The following is a 19,385-nucleotide window of genomic DNA, read 5'->3' on the forward strand; positions in this document are numbered from 1 at the left end:
GGAAAATTGGCTGATATGTCAACTCGCAGGGAGGATTTCTTGTCTCTAATTCTTCAATAACATAGTGGCATATCCGATGACGAGGAGTGCCCATAATGAACCTGCCATTTATTTTTCATAGTCAAACTATTGATGGTTTAGCTTTTAATGACGAGCAAGTTACAGTCAGACTGAAAACCGAGACATTGGATTTTGATTCCGTCTATGTGCGTATTGAGCCGGACAACGAAGAATATCTGGTCGACATGGCTCAAGTAGGAACGGCTGGTGAATTATTACTATGGGAGGCATCGTTTCGACCAAATCAAGATCGAGATGTCACACATTATGTGTTTAAGCTCCTCAAAGACGGACAGCAATACTGGCTCGATGCACGAGGCGTACAAAAGCGTATTCCACCCAAAGAGTTCCACTTTAAGTTGAATGTAGAGCATCAACCACCAAGCTGGGTCCAAGAGCAAGTTTTCTATCAAATCTTTCCTGACCGTTTTTCTGCTAGTAAAAGTGAGTCTGATATTCGCCACGCTTATGCTCAGTATGATTCTGCATCGGTCGTCAAGGCGTGGGGAGACGCGGTAGGCTCTCACCAAAATACCGGGGCACGTGAATTCTTTGGCGGCGACCTCAAAGGTGTAGAACAAAAGTTGGACTATCTTGAACAGCTCGGCGTTACTGCGCTTTATTTCAACCCGATCTTTTCTTCACCAAGTAATCATAAATACGACACCACCGATTACTTCACTGTTGACCCTATGCTCGGCACCAACGATCAGTTTGCTGAACTGTGTGAGAAAATCCGTGGTAAGAATATGAAGATTGTCTTAGACGCGGTGTTTAACCACACGTCAGTGCATCATCCTTGGTTTGATATCCAACAAAAAGGAGAAGGAGCGTATGGCAATCCGCAGTCAAAGTTCCGTGATTACTACTTTTTCGAAGGTGAAACCAATCACTACATTGGTTGGAAAGGCATTGGTAACTTACCGGTTCTGAACTTTGAAAATGAACAGGTGCGCGACTACATCTACCAAAGTGAAGATTCTGTCATCAAGTATTGGCTGAAGCCACCGTACTTGGTTGATGGCTGGCGGTTTGATGTAATCCATATGCTTGGCGAAGGGGACGGCGCGAAAAACAATGCTCATTATGTGGCAGCGTTTCGTAATGCGACTAAGTCAGTAAACCCGAATGCTTATGTGTTAGGTGAGCACTTTTTTGAAGCAACGCAGTGGTTGCAAGGTGATCAAGAGGATGGGGCGATGAACTACTACGGTTTTGCTCATCCAGTCCGAGCTTTTATCGCACGACAAGATATTATGTACGATCCAATCAACATTGATGGTTTGGAGTTTAAAGCATGGTTGGACGAAGCCAGAGCAAAAATCCCATTTTCTAATCAGCTATCGCAGCTAAATCAACTCGATAGTCACGATACTGCTCGGTTTATCACATTGGTTGATGGTGATAAGCGTAAAATGAACATCGCGCTAGCAATGCTTATGACTTACGTTGGCACGCCTTGTATTTACTACGGGAGTGAAGTCGGTCTAGAAGGAGGGCTAGACCCGGATAATCGTCGTTGTTTTCCTTGGAATGAAATTGAAAGTTCACAATGGCTATCGCTTTACCAACAATGGATCAAGATACGTAAACAATGTAAGCCTTTACAGTCGGGCTGTATTCAATGGCTTCATTGCACTAACAACCAGTTGGCGTACGCACGTGTACTGGGTCGCGAAGCAGTCGTTGTTATGATTAATCTCAGTGGTAATGAATGTTCAATCGATTTACCTATGTGGCAACTGGGCTTGGAGGTTAGCCAAGTTATATCGTTGTTAGATGACACAGAACAGGTTGATTATAAAGGTCATATCTCTGTCAATATGTCGGCACAGAGCTGCAAATTATGGCGACTAAAGTGACACCACACTCTATATTGATTAAACTCCTTTAATATATAAACGGTCTCAAACAGCGCGCACACATTTGTTTGGTCTCTTGTTATCTGGTGCTGCATTGCATGCGTCACCAGATAACGAGTATCAATTTAATAGCAGTCATAAGAGACTATTGACCTTTCATATGCATGGTACTCAATGGTAAACCAAAGGCGATTTAGCCTCTCATTTGTCATCTTTTTTCCTCTGGCGTTATTTGTAGTGGTTTTACTCGTGACAACGAAAAATTACTATGATGCGGTTAACCGCTATATCGATTCTGAGTATTCGCGTATCGAGCGTGCAATGTCTCGCGGTATTAAAGTACTCACGGCTTTAGATTACAGCTTCACCAACTATACCAATTACGCTAACCCACTGTTTGAAGAACATAATTCTTTAGTCAAAGAAGGGCTTTGTTATCTTTGGCCTATAGATGTGTTATTACTCGAAAGTGTTTATAGTGAAGGGTTACCTGCGGTTGACCTTGATTATATGATCGTAGGGGACGAAAGCTTATGTCAGCAAGGTTCAACGATTAACCAGTTAGCTGAACAAAAGGCGGGTTTTGCGCCGTCATTGTCATTTCTGCACGATATTGAATCGCACATTGTTGGAATCCATTACATTGACAAGCGCGGTTACGTTATCTCCTCACCCGATACCTACGCAAAAAATTTCACTAGAGAGCTTTTGTCAACGCTAAAAGCCCGACCTTTTTGGCAAAAAACCGCGCAAGATAAAGTGAACATTACCTTGGCTGGACCAGGGCCTGTGTTGGACTCGATGGAAGGTCAAGTCATTAGTATGACGGTACCCGTCTATGAGAAAGGAGAACACCAAGGGGTTTTGTCTATTGATTTTGACATCAATACGCTTATGGCTTCGTCGCTAGGTCTTGTAGGTCAGTTTCATTTGGTTTCCAATTTACAATCCATTCCTTCAAACAGTACACGAATCAAACCAGTCGAATTAGAGCGATTGAGTGCGAATCACAGCATGTACTACGAGCACAACCTTTGGGATGAAGCTAAGAACCTAGCGGTTTTTGAAAAATACAGCCTTATTGTCGCACTATTTATTTACGTGTTGAGTACCGTCGTCTTGTTCTATGTGAATATGCATAGCGAGCGACGCTACTTTAAAGAACTGGCAGCAAGAGACCCAATGACCAGCTTATTGAATCGTCGAGGTATGCAAACCGTGTGGCGTAATAAGATGACAAAAAAACAGGTTGCTTTAGCAGTGTTCGATATTGATAACTTCAAGAAGATCAACGACACCTATGGTCATGATGTCGGTGATTCTGCAATTCAGCTTGTTGCAAAATGTATACGTGAAAATATTCGCCATACCGATGTTGCCTCAAGGTTTGGTGGCGAAGAGTTCGTTTTAGCGATTTATGACGAAGATTCAGAGGGCATTAAACTCATTTTAGACAGAGTAAAAAAGGCCATAGATGAGCGCTCGATACGCGTAACGAAAGAAGGCTTTACGATCTCTGGCGGTGTGGTGTTTAGTAAAGAGAGCCGAGTAGAAAACTTTGATGAATTGTTTAAAGCGGCGGATGAAAAGTTATATCAAGCCAAAAGTACCGGCAAAAATAAGATCTGTTACTAGGATTTAGGTACAAAAAAGGACGAGATATTCGTCCTTTTTGTGTTCGGGAATTATGCAACCTGAGAGTTTAAGTCATCGCGGTAGCGTTGAATATGCTCAACAATTGGTGCGGCTTTGTTGAACGTTCTGATTTCTCTAAATAGGTCTTTTGCTTCAGGATAAGCTTGACGTAAGTAAGAGAACCATTGTTTTACGCGGTTTGGGTAATACAAGCCTTTATCGCCTTTCATCTCAAACTTGGAGTAATAGATGAGCAACTCAACCACCTCGGGCCATGACATTGGCTGGTGGTTATGTTTTACCATATTGCCTAAGTTAGGGATATTGAAAGCGCCTCGGCACACCATCAAAGAGCTAACGCCAGTCGTTTCAATGCAACGTTGACCGTCTTCATAATTCCAAATTTCGCCATTCGCAATCAGTGGGATATCAAAACGTTCACGAATTTGGTTGATGTAATCCCATTTTATCTCAGAAGCTTTATAACCACCTTGTTTAGTACGTGCGTGTACGGTCAGTTCATTTGCGCCAGCAGACTGAATGGCATCGACAATTTCAAAGCAATCTTCAGGGTTCTCCCAGCCAAGACGAATTTTTGCAGTTACGGGAATGGCTTCTGGAACGGCTTCTCGACAAGCTTTAACCACACGGTGAATGAGCTCTGGATGTTGGAGTAGCGCTGCTCCACCTTTACTTTTGTTGACCATTTTGGCTGGGCAACCAAAGTTTATATCAATACCTCTGGCGCCAAGGTTTGCCGCTTTAATTGCGTTCTCAGCCATCCAGTTCGGTTCTTGTCCCAACAATTGCACATGTACTGGCACACCAGATGCAGTCTGAGAACCTTGCAACAGCTCTGGGCATAAACGGTGAAACACATGATCGGGTAATAGCTGGTCGATTACGCGAACAAACTCCGTAACACACAGGTCATAGTCGTTTATCTCGGCCAGGATTTGGCGCATCAAATGATCTAAAACGCCTTCCATTGGGCCTAGTACAACTCGCATAGCTTGCCTAATACAGTTTGGTGGTAAAAAGGAGGGCGATTGTAGCGATGTAAGTTAAGTTTGTCATTAAAAGAGTCGAAGCGCCCAATGCAGTCAAACACACAACGTTAGGTTACGTGCTTTTGAGCTCTGAGGTATAATGCCGCCAAATTTATGGGAAACCAGATGTCATGCAATACACATTGATTGAAAAAGGTGAAGTTCACGTCGATGAATCTTGCCTATTTATCGAAGGCGCAGTGTTAGCTGCGAATCTGACGACAAAACCACTCGCTCCTGAAAAGTGGTTAGAGCCGCTATTAGGTGAGGGATTCAAAGCGATTCAACCAGCTGTGGAAGAGCAAATTCACAAGCAGCATAACCGAATTCAACGAAACGAATATTCCGTGCTAGAGCTAACAGGCAAAGAACCTGAACAACTTGCTGATTTTGCCGAAGGCTTTATGTCTGTTTGGCCAATGATTGAAGAACAGTGGCAAGACGTTGAGCTCAATGATGGATTACAGCGTATGCTGCAAGCATTACTGACCACTTTGATGCTGGCGATCGATGAGCCAGCAACGCAGCAACAGATGCGTGACGCAGGTATTGAAACGCCACCGGCCCTGACAGATTTAGTCGACCAGCTTGATTTAATGGTCGGTGAAGTCGCGCTGGGCGCGGATGAGTTGATGGTAGGCAATAAAGCTCAAAGCCTAAACCCATTCAAAGGTATCGGGCGCAATGATCACTGTCCTTGTGAGAGCGGAAAAAAATTCAAGCAGTGCTGTGGTCAATCACGCGGCTAAGTCGAATCGCCGCGCTATCCACTTAACAAAAAGCCGACCAGATGGTCGGCTTTTTGTTAATTTTTACGCGTCAGTAGGATTAACGAATTGGATTAACGCGTTTTGCAGGGAAGAATTGTGCAATTACAATTAATGCCAAAGCGATTAAATTGCCTGCAAAAATTACGACTAACCATTGTGGCATTGATAAATCAAGGAACTGCCATACAACCTTAGAGCAATCACCATATGCTTCAAACATCCAAGGAACCCACTGATTGAGCTGAGCCCAGCTAGGGAATGTGACGAATAAATCGCAAGTCGCGAATGGTGATGGATTAAACTGGTAGTCAACGTGCTGCATCGCAAGTAACAAACCCTTGTAAGCACTTAATCCCCAGCCTATCAAACCTAGCCAGCGGAAAATTGGGTTCTTGGGTGCCAATATACCAACCATTGCAGCGACGCCCACTCCCATCATCGCGACTCTTTCATAAATACACATGACACATGGTGCAAGCATCATGACGTGCTGAAAATAGAGGGCACATGCTTCAAAGAAAACGACGAATAGCAGAAGCAGTAGCCACGATAAACGTCCCTTTGAAAACTGGTTAAGTGAATTTAAAATAGTCACGTTTTTGTTCCTGTCTGAAATAGAAAAAGCTCTGAATACTCAGAGCTTTTTATCGTGGATAAGTTTCCTAATCAACTCAAATTTTAGTGACCACCGGATACTACGGGAGTCAGATCACCACTATGAGGTAAAATCCAACCAGCTTCGTAGAAAGAAGCTGTTGCAGGCTCTAGGAAGAACATGATTCCCATCAGACCGACAATCGCAAGAACGACGGTGTAAGGCAGCGCCATGATAACCATTCGACCGTAAGACAGACGAATTAATGGAGCGAGAGCCGATGTGAGTAAGAATAGGAATGCCGCTTGACCGTTTGGCGTTGCAACAGAAGGCAGGTTAGTACCAGTATTGATTGCCACCGCCAGTAAGTCGAACTGATCACGAGTAATGAGGCCCTCAATGAGTGCAGTTTTTACTTCATTGATGTAAACCGTACCAACGAACACGTTATCCGACACCATAGATAATAAGCCATTCGCCACATAGAACAGAGCTAGCTGAGTACCTTTATCTTCAACGGCAAGCACCGCATCGATGACTGGTTTAAACAGCTCTTGATCAATGATTACAGCAACGATCGAGAAAAATACAGCAAGCAGTGCAGTGAAGGGCAGGGCCTCTTCAAACGCTTTCCCCATGGAGTGCTCTTCAATGACACCAGTAAATGCGGTCGCTAAAATGATCACAGAAAGGCCAATTAAGCCGACAGCCGCTAAGTGCAAAGCGAGTGCAACGATCAACCAAACCGCAATAAGACCTTGAACCCAGAGTTTTGCGACATCTTGATTTGTTCGCGTTTTACGCTCTTCACGGTCAAAATCGACGAGGATCTGACGAACGTTATTAGGAAGCTTCGCGCCGTAGCCAAACACTTTAAGCTTTTCAACTAAAGCACAAGTGATGAGACCACAGAAAAATACAGGTAGTGTCACTGGAGACATACGGATTAGGAATTCACCAAATAACCAACCCGCTTGGTCTGCAATAATTAAGTTTTGAGGTTCACCAACCATCGTGGTTACGCCACCTAAGGCAGTACCTACACCAGCATGCATCAACAAAGAGCGCAAAAAGGCACGATAGTTTTCTAAGTCATCACGCGTTAGTTCAGTGATCGTGTCATCTTGTGTATGGTCATGGTCACCGATAGGGTTACCAGACGCTACTTTGTGATAGATAGAGTAAAAGCCGATCGCCACGCTGATAACAACGGCGATAACCGTCAAGGCATCCAAAAATGCAGACAAAAATGCCGCAGCAAAGCAGAACGCGAGTGATAGTAGGGTTTTAGAGCGAATGCCAAGTAAAATTTTGGTAAAAATGAACAGCAATAGCTGCTTCATGAAGTAGATGCCCGCAACCATAAACACCAGAAGTAGCAGTACTTCGATATTTGCTACTAATTCGTGCTTAACTTGCGCAGGGCTAGTCATGCCGATAGCAATGGCTTCAATAGCAAGTAAACCGCCAGGTTGTAATGGGTAGCATTTTAATGCCATTGCTAGCGTGAAAATAAATTCAGCGACCAACAACCATCCAGCTACAAATGGGTTTATTAGGAAGAATACAATCGGGTTAATTATTAAGAAGGCTATAATGGCAACTTTGTACCAATCAGGCGCTTTACCAAGGAAGTTCTTGATAAAAGCGTTTCCGAGCGATATCGGCATGATAATTCTCTTTATAACAAAATTATGAATAGACACTACAATAGTGCTTAAGTATCTGTTTGTTAGACTTATTAACTAGTCTTTAAAAACAATAACTTAGTAAAACAACAATCCTTTGTTTATTGTAGTCTTGCCAAGTTACTTCCCCTGAACTCAAGCACCGCTCACTTTCGACCGCAAACTCTACACTCAGGCATTTATTAGTCAATAACAAAACGTGATGCTACCGACTAAAATGACTTTTTAAATGTAATAACGCGATCAAAACGGCGTTACTATACCATGAAAGTCTTAAAAAAATCCTCTTGGATTTTAAATGACGGTCAGTGACGAGAAAAGGCAAATTAAGAAAGAATATTAACTGTGATATACAAAGTAATTTTTCATATTTTGAATATAAAAATGTGACACGGTTGTCTTTATTTCTCCGAGATTTGTGAGCTGTTTAATTAAATGAAAATTCATATTTTACTGCTTTCGCTCGCATGTTAGAGCCTCTTAAATTGACACAACATATAGAGTATTAACTCTATGTTATGGAGTCGTTTTCACTATTGATCGTAAATTTTCTCAAACCGCTAAGTAGTGGTATGATGAGTAGTATCGACCCTCAGAAATCAATATTGGATAAAAAGTAGAATGGTCATAAAGGCGAAAAGCCCTGCGGGATTCGCAGAAAAATATATTATCGAGAGCATTTGGAACGGCCGTTTTCCTCCAGGCTCAATTTTACCTGCTGAGCGCGAGCTGTCCGAACTGATTGGTGTTACTCGAACGACTTTAAGAGAGGTTCTTCAACGACTAGCCCGTGATGGATGGCTGACTATCCAGCACGGCAAACCTACGAAAGTTAACCAATTTATGGAGACCTCTGGTCTGCATATTTTGGATACTTTAATGACGCTAGACGTTGATAATGCGACAAACATTGTAGAAGATCTGCTTGCGGCACGTACTAACATCAGTCCTATCTTTATGCGCTATGCATTTAAAGCGAACAAAGAGAGCTCTGAGCGTACAATTAAGAACGTAATCGAATCTTGTGAAGCTTTAATGAATGCGGCTTCCTGGGACGAATTCATCGCTTCCTCGCCGTATGCCGAAAAAGTTCTGCAGAATGTGAAAGAAGATAACGAGAAAGATGAAGCGAAGCGTCAAGAAATCTTGATTGCTAAAACGTTCAACTTTTACGATTATATGCTTTTCCAGCGCCTAGCATTCCATTCAGGAAATCAAATTTACGGTTTGATCTTTAATGGTTTGAAGAAGCTCTACGATCGTGTCGGTAGCTACTACTTCTCAAATCCAGCTTCTCGTGAGCTAGCTCTGAAGTTTTACCATCAATTGCTCGAAACTTGTGAAAGTGGCCAGCGTGAGCAACTACCAGTAGTGATTCGTCATTATGGTATGGAAAGTGCGTTGATCTGGAACGAAATGAAAAAGCAATTACCAACGAACTTCACGGAAGACGACAGCTAAGCGCTGACAAGTTGAATAAACGAAAACCGCAGTGCCTTAGGCCTGCGGTTTTTTTGTTTTTATTTATAAGTCGGCGACGGACCTAGCACCAATAATAAGGCATGGAACGTTTATCCTGCTAGCGAGAGTCTGGGTAACGGTAGATATAATGACTCTACGACATCTGAAAGGACATGGTCGTAAGTATTGAAGATGGTCAATGACAAGTCCGATGTGACGCCATAAAGCTCTGCTTCTGTTAAGTCGACATGACTCCCTGTCACGTATTCATTTAGCGTCTGTATTGAGCGCGTGGAAGCAGGAGAGGTAATGCTAAGTGGAGCGATAACCGCTAGTTGGTTTAGCTTACGCATCATGACCGATGCATAGTTTTTGAAACGCTCATTTCCGCCTTGTTCTCCTAAATCTTGAATGCTGATTCGTAACTGAGTCAGGGTCTCCAAGCTATCCATAATGTTTTGCCAGTTCATGTGATACTCATTATGCAAGTCATCTCTTTGCTCAACCGCTAGCCATGCGATGGTTACTTCATCCATCAAAAACAAGCAATGACGAATTAACTTACCATGCTCCATCTGGTTTCTTGCAACACTATGGTCATTCCATTGTTCAAGTAGTTTCCCTACTTTAATCTGTAATACGCGATACATGGGTTTGTTTTCAAACCGTGATGTTTCGACTAAAAGATGCAGCTTGTTAGTCAGAGCATCATGAAGAGCGTCCAATTTTTGTTGATCATTTTGTTGGAATTGAAGCGAGTAGTGAGTAGCAGCTCGGTGGTGTCTCAGAAGGTGAACAACATCTCGCAACAATGTTAACAGCTGATATTTGCGCGCATGTTGCTGCTCTCGTTTAGAAGATAAGTGATATATTCCAGCTAAAATAGCGATGGACAATAGTGTGGAAATCAAAACAAACATAACCAACTCCTTGTTAGTGTTTGGACCTAACAAGGAAGATTGCAGTTTTGATGCCAAACAAAAATTAAATTAAAACAACTGGTTATGTTAAGTGTTCTTTTGGGGCGGTCGTTATTGGTGCATGGATTCACCAAATTTGTGAATATGGTTGATTATTCGGTGTAATTAATTTGTCTAATAAATTCGACCTATGCTTCAGCACTCACTCAAAGATAACGCTCCCTATCGATACAAATGATGAGGATAGGTACCTTCAGTTTCGTAAGGACAACCCACATATATTTGGTAGTTTTATTCCCGCAGGTACTCCTTTCATACTGAACGAAGGCTCTGTGATCAACATAGCTAAGTTGCGTAGCGAGAGACCTGATATAGCTTGTGCTCTTGATACTGTAAAAAGTTGGTCACAAGAAACCAAAAGAAATGTAGCCAATCTAACAAGTGAGTTTGGCGATGAAAACTTACAAGCGGTAGCCCTCCTCTATGAAAAAGAGATTAAGCCTTTTTTAGATGCTACTAATCATACTATGGGGGGGAAAATCGATGAGTATACTGCAGTAGGTGCTGCCGCTACTGCTGTTAATGAAAAGCAAGTCAGATTGAGTAATTTCGGGAAAGCTTTGCTCAATATCAAAATGCCTTACTAGATGCACGTACAGCCTCACGAAATGGTGCGCAGAAAAAGGAGCTTGTGAAGCTTGGATATAGAGTTAAAGAAGCTCACAATTCTTTGAATGCAAAATTTACAAAAGAGCTTACCCATTATGCAGGACGAGTTAAAAGTAGCCGTGGAAACATTTGGAGCAACCCGAATAGAGCTGCCAATATCGCGAGAAGTGGTAGGGATATAACTAAGTTACATTTAACATCTATAGCTAACATCCGCTCAATTCGATTTCTTGAGCAAAGCTCTAGTATTGTGGGTAAAAAGATCATCATGATTGATGCTGGTGTTCGCTTTAACAATGTTCGAAATGCCAAGAATAACGGAGAAAATTGGCAAAAAAGAGCAGCAATGGAAGTTGCAGGGTTTGGTGCGAGCAACGCTGCTGGCGTTTGGACCACATCCAAAGTGATTGCATCTGGAATGGGAATCGCTTTGGCTGCTGGCCCATTTGGAGTCGTAGTATTAATTGGTGTAGGCTTAGGTGTCGGCTATGCAGCAGCTAAGATGGCTGATAGTGCAGGGCAAAATTTAGCCAAAGGTGCCTATGAAGTTAGTTCTAACATTCATTGGAATTAAAGGGATCAACGTGTCTTATTTTGATATGACAAATATGATTATCGGATGTACTTGGTTAGTTAGTACTTTGCTTTTCATTCGTGTTTCGGTAAAGCGGATCGAGAAAAAGATGTCGAAGGATGGTCATGGCCCTGTCGGTTGGGATAGAGATACCTGGGGGGTTAGATTCCCAATGTATACTACAGTTTTAATGCGAGGCAAGCCTGCGAAAGTATCACTTGTAGATGATCAGTTAATACTAAAATACGCAACGACATTTGATCGAGTTCTCGCTTTTGTAGTCACGATCAGCTTTGTACTTTTCCTTGCATGTGGCGCGATTATTACTTGGGGTCCAGAAGAATTCTCTTTGTAGTACAATCAAGCTTAATCGATAAGCTTAACTGCGAGAAAAGGCTTAACTGAAATAGTTAAGCCTTTTCAATAAAGATACTTACATTACGCGCATGCCAGGTTGAGCGCCTTCGTGTGGCTCAAGGATCCACAGGTCGCTACCACCAGGGCCTGCCGCTAGGATCATACCTTCAGACATACCAAACTTCATCTTACGAGGTTTTAGGTTTGCAACCATTACAGTTAGTTTGCCTTCTAGCTCTTCAGGTTTGTACGCTGACTTGATGCCAGAGAACACTTGACGAGTTTCACCACCGATGTCCAGTTGGAACTTAAGCAGTTTGTTTGCTTTTGGCACTTCTTCACAAGAGATGATACGAGCGATACGCATATCTACTGCTGCAAAAGCGTCGAACTCAATCTCTTCAGCGATTGGCTCTTTGTCTAGCTCAGTTTCGCTAGCCTTGTTCTTTTCCGCTTCTGCTTTCTCTTTCGCCGCCATTTCTGCCGCCGCATCTTCTTTAGACGCTTCGATCATCGCTTCAACATTCTTCGGATCGATACGGTTGAACAGTGCTTTGAACTTAGTGATCTCGTGGCCTGTTAGTGGAGCAGCGATGTTTTCCCAAGTTAGCTCTTGGTTTAGAAACGCTTCAGTACGCGCAGCTAGCGATGGCATTACTGGTTTCAGGTAAGTCATCAGTACGCGGAACAGGTTGATACCGACAGAACAGATGTCTTGTAGTTCCTGATCTTTGCCTTCTTCTTTTGCTACAACCCACGGTGCTTTTTCATCAACGTATTGGTTAGCTTTGTCTGCCAATGCCGTGATTTCACGGATTGCACGACCAAACTCACGCGTTTCGTAAAGCTCAGCGATACGGTCAGCAGCAGCAACAAATTCGTTGTAAAGTTCAGGCTCTGCAAAGTTGTCAGACAGTTTGCCTTCAAAACGTTTCGCGATGAAACCTGCGTTACGAGATGCCAGGTTAACGATCTTGTTAACAACGTCAGCGTTTACGCGCTGAGTGAAGTCTTCAAGGTTAAGATCTAGATCGTCGATACGGCTGTTTAGCTTCGCAGCGTAGTAGTAACGTAGACACTCAGGGTCTAGGTGCTCTAGGTAAGTGCTTGCTTTTACGAACGTACCTTTAGACTTCGACATTTTTGCGCCGTTTACGGTTACGTAACCGTGTACGAATACGTTGTTAGGCTTGCGGAAGCCAGAACCTTCTAGCATTGCTGGCCAAAATAGGCTGTGGAAGTAAACGATGTCTTTGCCGATGAAGTGGTACAGCTCTGCTGAGCTGTCTTTTTTCCAATACTCGTCGAAATCTAGGTCGTCGCGCTTGTCACATAGATTTTTGAAAGAGCCCATGTAGCCGATAGGCGCGTCTAGCCATACGTAGAAGAATTTGTTCTTCTCACCAGGGATCTCGAAGCCAAAGTATGGTGCATCACGTGAGATATCCCATTGCTGCAAGCCAGATTCGAACCATTCTTGCATTTTGTTCGCTGTTTCAGCTTGTAGCGAGCCAGAGCGAGTCCACTCTTTTAGCATGCTTTCAAACTGAGGCAGGTCGAAGAAGAAGTGCTCTGAATCTTTCATTACTGGCGTCGCACCAGAAACCGCAGATCTAGGATTGATCAGTTCTGTTGGGCTGTAAGTCTCACCACAGTTGTCACAGTTGTCACCGTACTGGTCTTCAGACTTACATTTTGGACAGGTACCTTTTACGAAACGGTCCGGTAAGAACATCTCTTTTTCTGGATCGAACAGCTGAGAGATAGTGCGGCTAGAGATAAAGCCATTTTTCTTCAACTCAAGATAAATGTGTGACGCTAGCTCACGGTTCTCATCTGAGTGTGTGCTGTGGTAGTTATCAAAGCTGATATCAAATCCAGCGAAGTCTTTTTGGTGCTCTTCGCTAACTGCGGCAATCATTTCTTCAGGAGTAATACCCATCTGTTGCGCTTTAAGCATGATTGGCGTGCCGTGAGCATCGTCAGCACAGATGAAGTTTACAGTGTTGCCGCGTAGGCGTTGGTAACGAACCCAAATGTCCGCTTGGATATGCTCAAGCATATGACCAAGGTGGATCGAACCGTTAGCGTACGGAAGGGCACAAGTTACCAGCATTTTCCTTGACGGAAAGTTTTTTGGATCGTTTGCCATACTTAATATTCGCTTTTCTTGATAGGTATAAATAAATTTTGATGGATAATACTACCCCATGAACTGACTAACTCCAAGGTGTCAAACTGCGGAATGCCTTAGTTTTTTTGGGGTTCTGGTTGAGCCTGGACGGTGGTAGCATGACATCTAAAAGGAGGGCTTATGCATCAGTTCACTTCAAAACAAGATTTTTGTCACTGGTTTAACCAATTCCAACATCCACAGTTGGTGGAAAACTGGGCAGATATTCATGGCGCAATTTCGATTACGACACAGGGTTCTATTGATATAACGTTGCCATTCGCAAGTAATGAGCTTCAAACCGTACTGCATGACTGGATCAAACAGCAGCAAGCCTCGGGTAAAGTGGCTGAATTCCCATTTAATATTCGCCTTGGAGTTAAAGCTTTAGAAACTCAAGTGGCTCACTCGGTTAAGGGTGTTAAGAACATCATTGCCGTCAGTTCTGCGAAAGGTGGCGTTGGTAAATCTACTACCGCAGTTAACTTAGCGTTGGCGATTGCTCAATCTGGGGCGAAAGTGGGATTGTTGGATGCAGATATCTATGGTCCGTCTGTACCTATGATGTTGGGGCAAGAAGATGCTAAACCAGAAGTTCGTGATGGCAAGTGGATGGAACCCATTTTTGCTCACGGCATCTATACTCATTCTATCGGTTATTTGGTGGATAAATCAGAAGCGGCGATATGGCGCGGTCCAATGGCTTCAAAAGCATTGTCGCAGTTATTAACTGAAACAGATTGGCCAGATTTGGATTATTTGGTGATTGATATGCCGCCAGGTACGGGGGATATTCAATTGACTCTGTCACAACAAATTCCGGTAACAGGTAGCGTGCTAGTCACAACGCCGCAAGATTTAGCCCTTGCTGATGCAAGGAAGGGAGCGGCAATGTTTAACAAAGTCCATGTCCCGGTTATTGGTGTTGTGGAAAACATGAGTTATCACATTTGTAGTCAATGTGGCGCGAAAGAGCATATTTTTGGTATGGGCGGAGCTGAAAAAATGTCGCAAGAATTTGGCTTAGCATTGTTAGGACAAATTCCGCTTCATATCTCTATGCGAGAAGATATTGACGCTGGCGTGCCAACGGTAGCAAGACGCCCAGAAAGTGAGCATGCAGGGTATTATAAGCAACTTGCCGATCGCGTATGTAGCACGATGTTTTGGCAAGGCAAAGCAAAACCAGATGCGATTAGCTTTACAATGGTGAACTAAGTTTACTATGCCTGCTGGTTGATAATTGCACATTTTAACGTTTGCTCGGAGGTTAATCCTCTGAGCAGGCAGAAACTTATGACTAAACCCTAATTCCAACTAGTAACTATGGGGTGAACTCCCTATAATCAGGCAGTTTATCTTTTTATGTGACTAGAAATCATCATCGGGTGCAAACTAATGTCTGATAATAATCAATGCGTCATCGTAGGTATTGCTGGCGCTTCTGCTTCTGGAAAAAGTCTGATCGCGAGCACTATTTATAATGAGCTTCGCGCGAAAGTAGGCGATCATCAAATCGGTGTCATCACGGAAGATTGCTACTACAACGACCAAAGCCACCTAAGCATGGAAGAGCGAGTAAAGACGAACTACGATCACCCGAGTGCGTTGGACCACGACCTACTGTGTGAGCACCTAGAAAAATTGGTACGTGGTGAAGCAGTAGAAGTGCCTGAGTACAGCTACACTGAGCACACAAGAACAATTAACACCACCACAATGACACCTAAAAAGGTGATCATTCTAGAAGGTATCCTTCTTCTTACAGACCCTCGTCTTCGTGATTTGATGCATGCGACAGTATTTATGGACACACCGTTAGATATTTGCTTGCTTCGCCGTGTTAAGCGTGATGTGGAAGAACGAGGCCGAACTATGGAGTCTGTTCTTAAGCAATACCAACAAACAGTACGTCCGATGTTCATGCAGTTTATCGAACCTTCTAAGCAATATGCGGACATTATTGTTCCTCGCGGTGGTAAAAACCGTATCGCAATTGATGTATTAAAAGCTCACATTGCAAGACTTTTGAAAGCTTAAGCCTATAGACGGCTATATCGCTTTATTTTTAAGAGAAGAAGTGGCACCTTAAGTGCCACTTCTTTTTTTGTTTTTAAATTAGTCAGTTGCAGGTTAAAACCAGACACTTTTCACGCTTTTGTGGAACTGTCAGCGGTAAATGGAGTCTGCGCTTATAATTGTAAAAACACTCGAGCAAGGAAAAACAAATGAAGAAACTGCTCTTAATTCTAGCAATACCGATTGTGGTCATTTTGTTCGCAATTTTAGCGTTAACCATCTTCGTCAATCCGAATCAGTTTAAACCCCTTATTGTTGAGCAAGCGCAAAAGCAAACGGGATTAGAGTTGGTGATTGAAGGGGATATCAGTTGGCAATTTTTCCCATCGATTGGCTTTGAGTTGGGACATACAGAATTGCGAAACCCACAAGGCTTTAGTAAACCCAATTTATTCAAAGTTGATACCGTTGGTGTAGACATCTCTGTTATGCCACTTTTTAGTCAACAGCTTGAAATTGGAAACGTCACGCTTGATGGTGCTGAGTTCTACATTGAAACCAAGAAAGATGGCAGCAAGAATATTGATGCATTGACGAAAGCCCAAACACAACAAGCAGAACAAGAGAGCAATGCTGCGCCTACGCAAAATGGTGAAACGCAAACTTCTGGTTCTGATTGGAGTATTAATCTTGCTGGCGTTACTGTTTCTAACGGTTCATTAGAAATGCAGGATAAGCAAGCCGGTAGTTACACCAAACTTTATGATATTTCATTAAACCTTTCCGAATTCGCTTTTGACAACTGGACAACGGCTGATTTTGGCGTGAAGGGCGAAATGAACGACCAAAAGTTCACCGCGAAAGGTCAGGCAGACTTTAAGCTAGAAAAAGGTTTGGCAAACTACGCGCTAAAGAACATCAACTTTGATGCGACATACTCTGACCCTGCCAATAAAATTGAATCGGCAACGATCGGTTTAGACACGTTTGAATTCGATAAAGTAAATAACCTGACTTATGCCATTAAGGGTGACGCTGGTGGTATGAAGTTAGATATGCAGGGTGCTGGTCAACTTAGCGTGGACAAGGCTATCAGCAAAGTACAGTTGGATAAGTTAACTCTTAAATCGACTTTTGAGGGTGATGCCTTACCTCAGTCCCCGATGAAATTCGACATGGTGTCTGATCTGTCTTTCGACCTAACGAAAAACCATCTGAGTTTTGTTCTAGAGAAGTTAACAGCGAATGCTATCGCCCTAGATGGTAAGGCAGATGTGACACTCGGTGATATTCCTAAAGTACGCTTTGCTCTCCATAGCCCCAATATCGATCTTGATGAGTTCTTAGGGTTAGATAAGCAAGCTGCCGAAGGTAATAAGCCTGCTTCTGGTGGCGAGAGTGCTCCTGCCGGACCTGAGGTTGAGCCTGATTTGTCTGCGTTGAAAACGTTAGATGTAAAGGGTGACATTACCATCGACAAATTCAAAGCGGCAAATGCGAAGATGGAAGCGGTAAAAACGAGCTTCACTGTAAATCGTGGCGTGTTTGAGCTTACATCTTTTAGTTCGAAGTTGTACCAAGGCTCAATCTCAGCGACAGCGAAGTTAGATGCACGCCAATCACCAGCGACTTACAGTGTTAAAAAGTCAATCAAAGGCGTGAAAGTTCAACCGCTACTTATAGACGTTGCTGAAAACGACAAACTTGAAGGGACAGGTAACATTGATGTGAATGTTACAGGTAAGAGTCTCACGCCTACCGGTATCAAGAAGAATCTATCTGGTACGGTTGTTATCAATTTTGCTGACGGTGCGGTGAATGGCATCAACGTTGCTCAGTTGATTCGTGAAAACTATGCGAAATTTAAAGGGCAAAAAGTTGAAGGCACCAATGAAGCTAAGAAAACAGACTTCAGTGCGATGACGGCGACATTGAAACTCAACAAAGGTGTTGTATCAACGGATAATATGCAAGCTCAGTCTCCATTGTTACGTGTTCGTGGTAAAGGTACCGCAAACTACATTAATGAAACAATCGACTTTACTATCAGCACGTCAGTTGTAGGCAGCCTAGAAGGCCAGGGCGGTAAAGATATAGATGAGCTGAAAGACATCACGATTCCAATCAATGTGTCTGGTAAGTGGGCAGAACCTAAATTCAAGCTCGTATTCGATGATGTTCTGAAGCAGAAAGCTCAGAAAGAAATCGATCGTGGCGTAGAGAAGCTAACGGACAAAATCAAAGACGAGAAAACCAAAGATGCGGTCGATGGTTTATTGAAGAATCTTTTCAACTAACCGTGCGTGAAAATCAAAAGGGTTGGCATTTTGCCAACCCTTTTTAAATTACTCTGCGAGTGTTACCAATCGACGCCTTTGAGGGCTTTTACGCCAGATTCAAATGCGTGCTTTACATTTTTCACTTCAGAAACGGTATCGGCCATTTCAATCAGGGTTCGATGTGCGCCACGCCCAGTAATAATAACCGACTGCATTTTAGGTCGGTTGCTCAGCGCTTCGACCACTTCGTCTAAGTCGATGTAGCCGTAGCTCACCATATAAGTTAGCTCGTCAAACAAGATGACATCGATAGAGTCGTCTTGCAGCATGCGCTTACATTCTTGCCATACGCCTTGCGCTGCTTCGGTATCAGCGGCTTTGTTTTGAGTTTCCCACGTAAAGCCGGTTGCCATTACTTGGAATTCAACGCCGAGTTTCTCAAGTAGGTTGCGCTCACCGTTGTCCCAAGTACCTTTAATAAACTGCGCGACAGCACAATTCAAACCATGACCCACTGCGCGTGCGATCGTACCGAATCCTGATGTCGATTTACCTTTACCATTTCCGGTAATGATCAGTAGCAGACCTTTTTCCTCTTGAGCAGCAGCGATTTTTGCGTCTACCTGTTCTTTGACTTTTTGTTGGCGAGCTTTATGGCGTGCTTCTTTATTTTCTTCGATAGACATAATACTTCCTCAATTCCTTTTCGTGCTGTGCCCAAGTTAATTTGGGTTCATTGATTTATCTCGCTATGATAGACCAACATATCGTGAAGAAAAACCACCGATAATTCAGGGAATAAAATGAAGAAAATACTTGTTGTTTGTATGGGAAACATTTGTCGGTCACCAACTGGAGAGGCAGTGTTAAGAGCGAAAGCTCAAAAGCTAGGCGTTGAAGTAGAGGTTGATTCGGCAGGTACAATTGGCTACCACGCAGGAAACCGACCGGATTCAAGAGCGATGGCAGCAGGAAAGCAGCGAGGTTATTCTTTTAAAGGAATGCAAGCGCGCCAAGTCACCATTGATGACTTTGAAAAGTTTGACCTTATATTAGCCGCAGATAAAGCAAATTTGGCCGATTTATTGGATATTTGTCCGTTGAAGTATCGACACAAAGTATCGTTATTTTTAAGTCATTCTGAGTCAGGTTACGACGAAGTCCCGGACCCATATTATGGTGGGGAAGATGGCTTTGAACTGGTGCTTGATTTAATCGAAGAGGCATCATCAGACGCAATTTTGAAGAAGCTATAATCGCCGTGCTTGAAGACA

General features: G+C 43.1%; 17 protein-coding genes. 11 read left to right on the top strand and 6 right to left on the bottom strand.

The genetic code is table 11. From position 1 onward, the window contains the following. Positions 1-95 precede the first annotated feature (95 nt). The gene (malZ, locus tag R7M72_RS03330; protein ID WP_064354186.1) at positions 96-1,922 is read left to right on the top strand and encodes a maltodextrin glucosidase; all 1,827 of its coding nucleotides are present in this window, start codon (positions 96-98) and stop codon (positions 1,920-1,922) included. Positions 1,923-2,096: 174 nt separating this feature from the next. Then, positions 2,097-3,557 carry a sensor domain-containing diguanylate cyclase gene (locus tag R7M72_RS03335; protein ID WP_318056031.1) on the top strand — a complete coding sequence of 487 codons (1,461 nt, stop codon included), beginning with the start codon at positions 2,097-2,099 and terminating at the stop codon, positions 3,555-3,557. A gap of 50 nt (positions 3,558-3,607) precedes the next feature. On the opposite strand, the gene dusC is transcribed toward R7M72_RS03335, so the two are convergent. Next, a complete protein-coding gene (gene dusC / locus R7M72_RS03340; RefSeq protein ID WP_315956454.1) occupies positions 3,608-4,567 on the bottom strand; it encodes a tRNA dihydrouridine(16) synthase DusC in 960 nt (319 codons plus the stop codon). 170 nt (positions 4,568-4,737) lie between these two features. Between dusC and R7M72_RS03345 the strand changes: the two genes are divergently transcribed. Beyond that, on the top strand, positions 4,738-5,355 hold the full coding sequence (locus tag R7M72_RS03345; RefSeq protein ID WP_315956453.1) for a YecA family protein: 618 nt from the start codon (positions 4,738-4,740) through the stop codon (positions 5,353-5,355). A gap of 79 nt (positions 5,356-5,434) precedes the next feature. Here the strand turns inward: R7M72_RS03345 and dsbB are convergent, their stop codons facing one another. Further along, entirely contained in the window at positions 5,435-5,971 is a 537-nt protein-coding gene (gene dsbB / locus R7M72_RS03350) for a disulfide bond formation protein DsbB (protein ID WP_047103441.1), read from the bottom strand. 83 nt (positions 5,972-6,054) lie between these two features. Continuing rightward, positions 6,055-7,641 (bottom strand): Na(+)/H(+) antiporter NhaB, encoded by a 1,587-nt coding sequence (gene nhaB, locus R7M72_RS03355; RefSeq protein ID WP_005380822.1) that lies wholly within the window; start codon positions 7,639-7,641, stop codon positions 6,055-6,057. Between the two features lie 639 nt (positions 7,642-8,280). Between nhaB and fadR the strand changes: the two genes are divergently transcribed. Continuing rightward, positions 8,281-9,120 carry a fatty acid metabolism transcriptional regulator FadR gene (fadR, locus tag R7M72_RS03360; RefSeq protein WP_005380824.1) on the top strand — a complete coding sequence of 280 codons (840 nt, stop codon included), beginning with the start codon at positions 8,281-8,283 and terminating at the stop codon, positions 9,118-9,120. A gap of 110 nt (positions 9,121-9,230) precedes the next feature. Here the strand turns inward: fadR and R7M72_RS03365 are convergent, their stop codons facing one another. Further along, positions 9,231-10,040, bottom strand: coding sequence for a hypothetical protein (locus R7M72_RS03365; protein WP_017821380.1), 810 nt, complete (start codon positions 10,038-10,040; stop codon positions 9,231-9,233). 332 nt (positions 10,041-10,372) lie between these two features. On the opposite strand from R7M72_RS03365, the gene R7M72_RS03370 reads away from it, so the two are divergent. The 3 genes from R7M72_RS03370 to R7M72_RS03380 are packed head-to-tail and all read left to right on the top strand — an operon-like array spanning position 10,373 to position 11,638. Further along, positions 10,373-10,687: a hypothetical protein gene (locus tag R7M72_RS03370; RefSeq protein WP_226975269.1), complete on the top strand. Its 315-nt coding sequence runs from the start codon at positions 10,373-10,375 to the stop codon at positions 10,685-10,687. A gap of 44 nt (positions 10,688-10,731) precedes the next feature. Beyond that, positions 10,732-11,283, top strand: coding sequence for a hypothetical protein (locus tag R7M72_RS03375; protein ID WP_226975268.1), 552 nt, complete (start codon positions 10,732-10,734; stop codon positions 11,281-11,283). A gap of 10 nt (positions 11,284-11,293) precedes the next feature. Next, positions 11,294-11,638 carry a hypothetical protein gene (locus R7M72_RS03380; RefSeq protein WP_104980051.1) on the top strand — a complete coding sequence of 115 codons (345 nt, stop codon included), beginning with the start codon at positions 11,294-11,296 and terminating at the stop codon, positions 11,636-11,638. A 78-nt stretch (positions 11,639-11,716) separates the two neighbouring features. Here R7M72_RS03380 and metG read toward each other — a convergent pair whose 3' ends face one another. After that, positions 11,717-13,792 carry a methionine--tRNA ligase gene (gene metG, locus R7M72_RS03385; protein ID WP_315956452.1) on the bottom strand — a complete coding sequence of 692 codons (2,076 nt, stop codon included), beginning with the start codon at positions 13,790-13,792 and terminating at the stop codon, positions 11,717-11,719. Between the two features lie 162 nt (positions 13,793-13,954). Between metG and apbC the strand changes: the two genes are divergently transcribed. From apbC to R7M72_RS03400, 3 genes are all read left to right on the top strand, one after another. Continuing rightward, positions 13,955-15,031: an iron-sulfur cluster carrier protein ApbC gene (gene apbC / locus R7M72_RS03390; RefSeq protein ID WP_258515165.1), complete on the top strand. Its 1,077-nt coding sequence runs from the start codon at positions 13,955-13,957 to the stop codon at positions 15,029-15,031. Between the two features lie 180 nt (positions 15,032-15,211). Beyond that, complete coding sequence (udk, locus tag R7M72_RS03395; protein WP_005380833.1) at positions 15,212-15,853, top strand: uridine kinase; 642 nt, start codon at positions 15,212-15,214, stop codon at positions 15,851-15,853. 188 nt (positions 15,854-16,041) lie between these two features. Beyond that, a complete protein-coding gene (locus R7M72_RS03400) occupies positions 16,042-18,129 on the top strand; it encodes an AsmA family protein (RefSeq protein WP_315956451.1) in 2,088 nt (695 codons plus the stop codon). A gap of 62 nt (positions 18,130-18,191) precedes the next feature. Here the strand turns inward: R7M72_RS03400 and cobO are convergent, their stop codons facing one another. Then, a complete protein-coding gene (gene cobO / locus R7M72_RS03405) occupies positions 18,192-18,797 on the bottom strand; it encodes a cob(I)yrinic acid a,c-diamide adenosyltransferase (protein WP_005380837.1) in 606 nt (201 codons plus the stop codon). Between the two features lie 117 nt (positions 18,798-18,914). Here cobO and R7M72_RS03410 point away from each other — a divergent pair, with 117 nt between their 5' ends. Continuing rightward, positions 18,915-19,367 (top strand): low molecular weight protein-tyrosine-phosphatase, encoded by a 453-nt coding sequence (locus R7M72_RS03410; protein WP_318056032.1) that lies wholly within the window; start codon positions 18,915-18,917, stop codon positions 19,365-19,367. Positions 19,368-19,385 lie beyond the last annotated feature (18 nt).

Origin of the sequence: Vibrio sp. YT-18, assembly GCF_033337345.1 — a bacterium.
In the GTDB taxonomy this organism is placed as follows: Bacteria; Pseudomonadota; Gammaproteobacteria; order Enterobacterales; family Vibrionaceae; genus Vibrio; species Vibrio alginolyticus.

Excerpts from the sequence above, each read along its gene's own strand:
- malZ (WP_064354186.1), top strand. The coding sequence starts at position 96 with ATGAACCTGCCATTTATTTTTCATAGTCAAACTATTGATGGTTTAGCT.
- R7M72_RS03335 (WP_318056031.1), top strand. The coding sequence starts at position 2,097 with ATGGTAAACCAAAGGCGATTTAGCCTCTCATTTGTCATCTTTTTTCCT.
- dusC (WP_315956454.1), bottom strand. The coding sequence starts at position 4,567 with ATGCGAGTTGTACTAGGCCCAATGGAAGGCGTTTTAGATCATTTGATG.
- R7M72_RS03345 (WP_315956453.1), top strand. The coding sequence starts at position 4,738 with ATGCAATACACATTGATTGAAAAAGGTGAAGTTCACGTCGATGAATCT.
- nhaB (WP_005380822.1), bottom strand. The coding sequence starts at position 7,641 with ATGCCGATATCGCTCGGAAACGCTTTTATCAAGAACTTCCTTGGTAAA.
- fadR (WP_005380824.1), top strand. The coding sequence starts at position 8,281 with ATGGTCATAAAGGCGAAAAGCCCTGCGGGATTCGCAGAAAAATATATT.
- R7M72_RS03365 (WP_017821380.1), bottom strand. The coding sequence starts at position 10,040 with ATGTTTGTTTTGATTTCCACACTATTGTCCATCGCTATTTTAGCTGGA.
- metG (WP_315956452.1), bottom strand. The coding sequence starts at position 13,792 with ATGGCAAACGATCCAAAAAACTTTCCGTCAAGGAAAATGCTGGTAACT.
- apbC (WP_258515165.1), top strand. The coding sequence starts at position 13,955 with ATGCATCAGTTCACTTCAAAACAAGATTTTTGTCACTGGTTTAACCAA.
- udk (WP_005380833.1), top strand. The coding sequence starts at position 15,212 with ATGTCTGATAATAATCAATGCGTCATCGTAGGTATTGCTGGCGCTTCT.
- R7M72_RS03400 (WP_315956451.1), top strand. The coding sequence starts at position 16,042 with ATGAAGAAACTGCTCTTAATTCTAGCAATACCGATTGTGGTCATTTTG.
- cobO (WP_005380837.1), bottom strand. The coding sequence starts at position 18,797 with ATGTCTATCGAAGAAAATAAAGAAGCACGCCATAAAGCTCGCCAACAA.
- R7M72_RS03410 (WP_318056032.1), top strand. The coding sequence starts at position 18,915 with ATGAAGAAAATACTTGTTGTTTGTATGGGAAACATTTGTCGGTCACCA.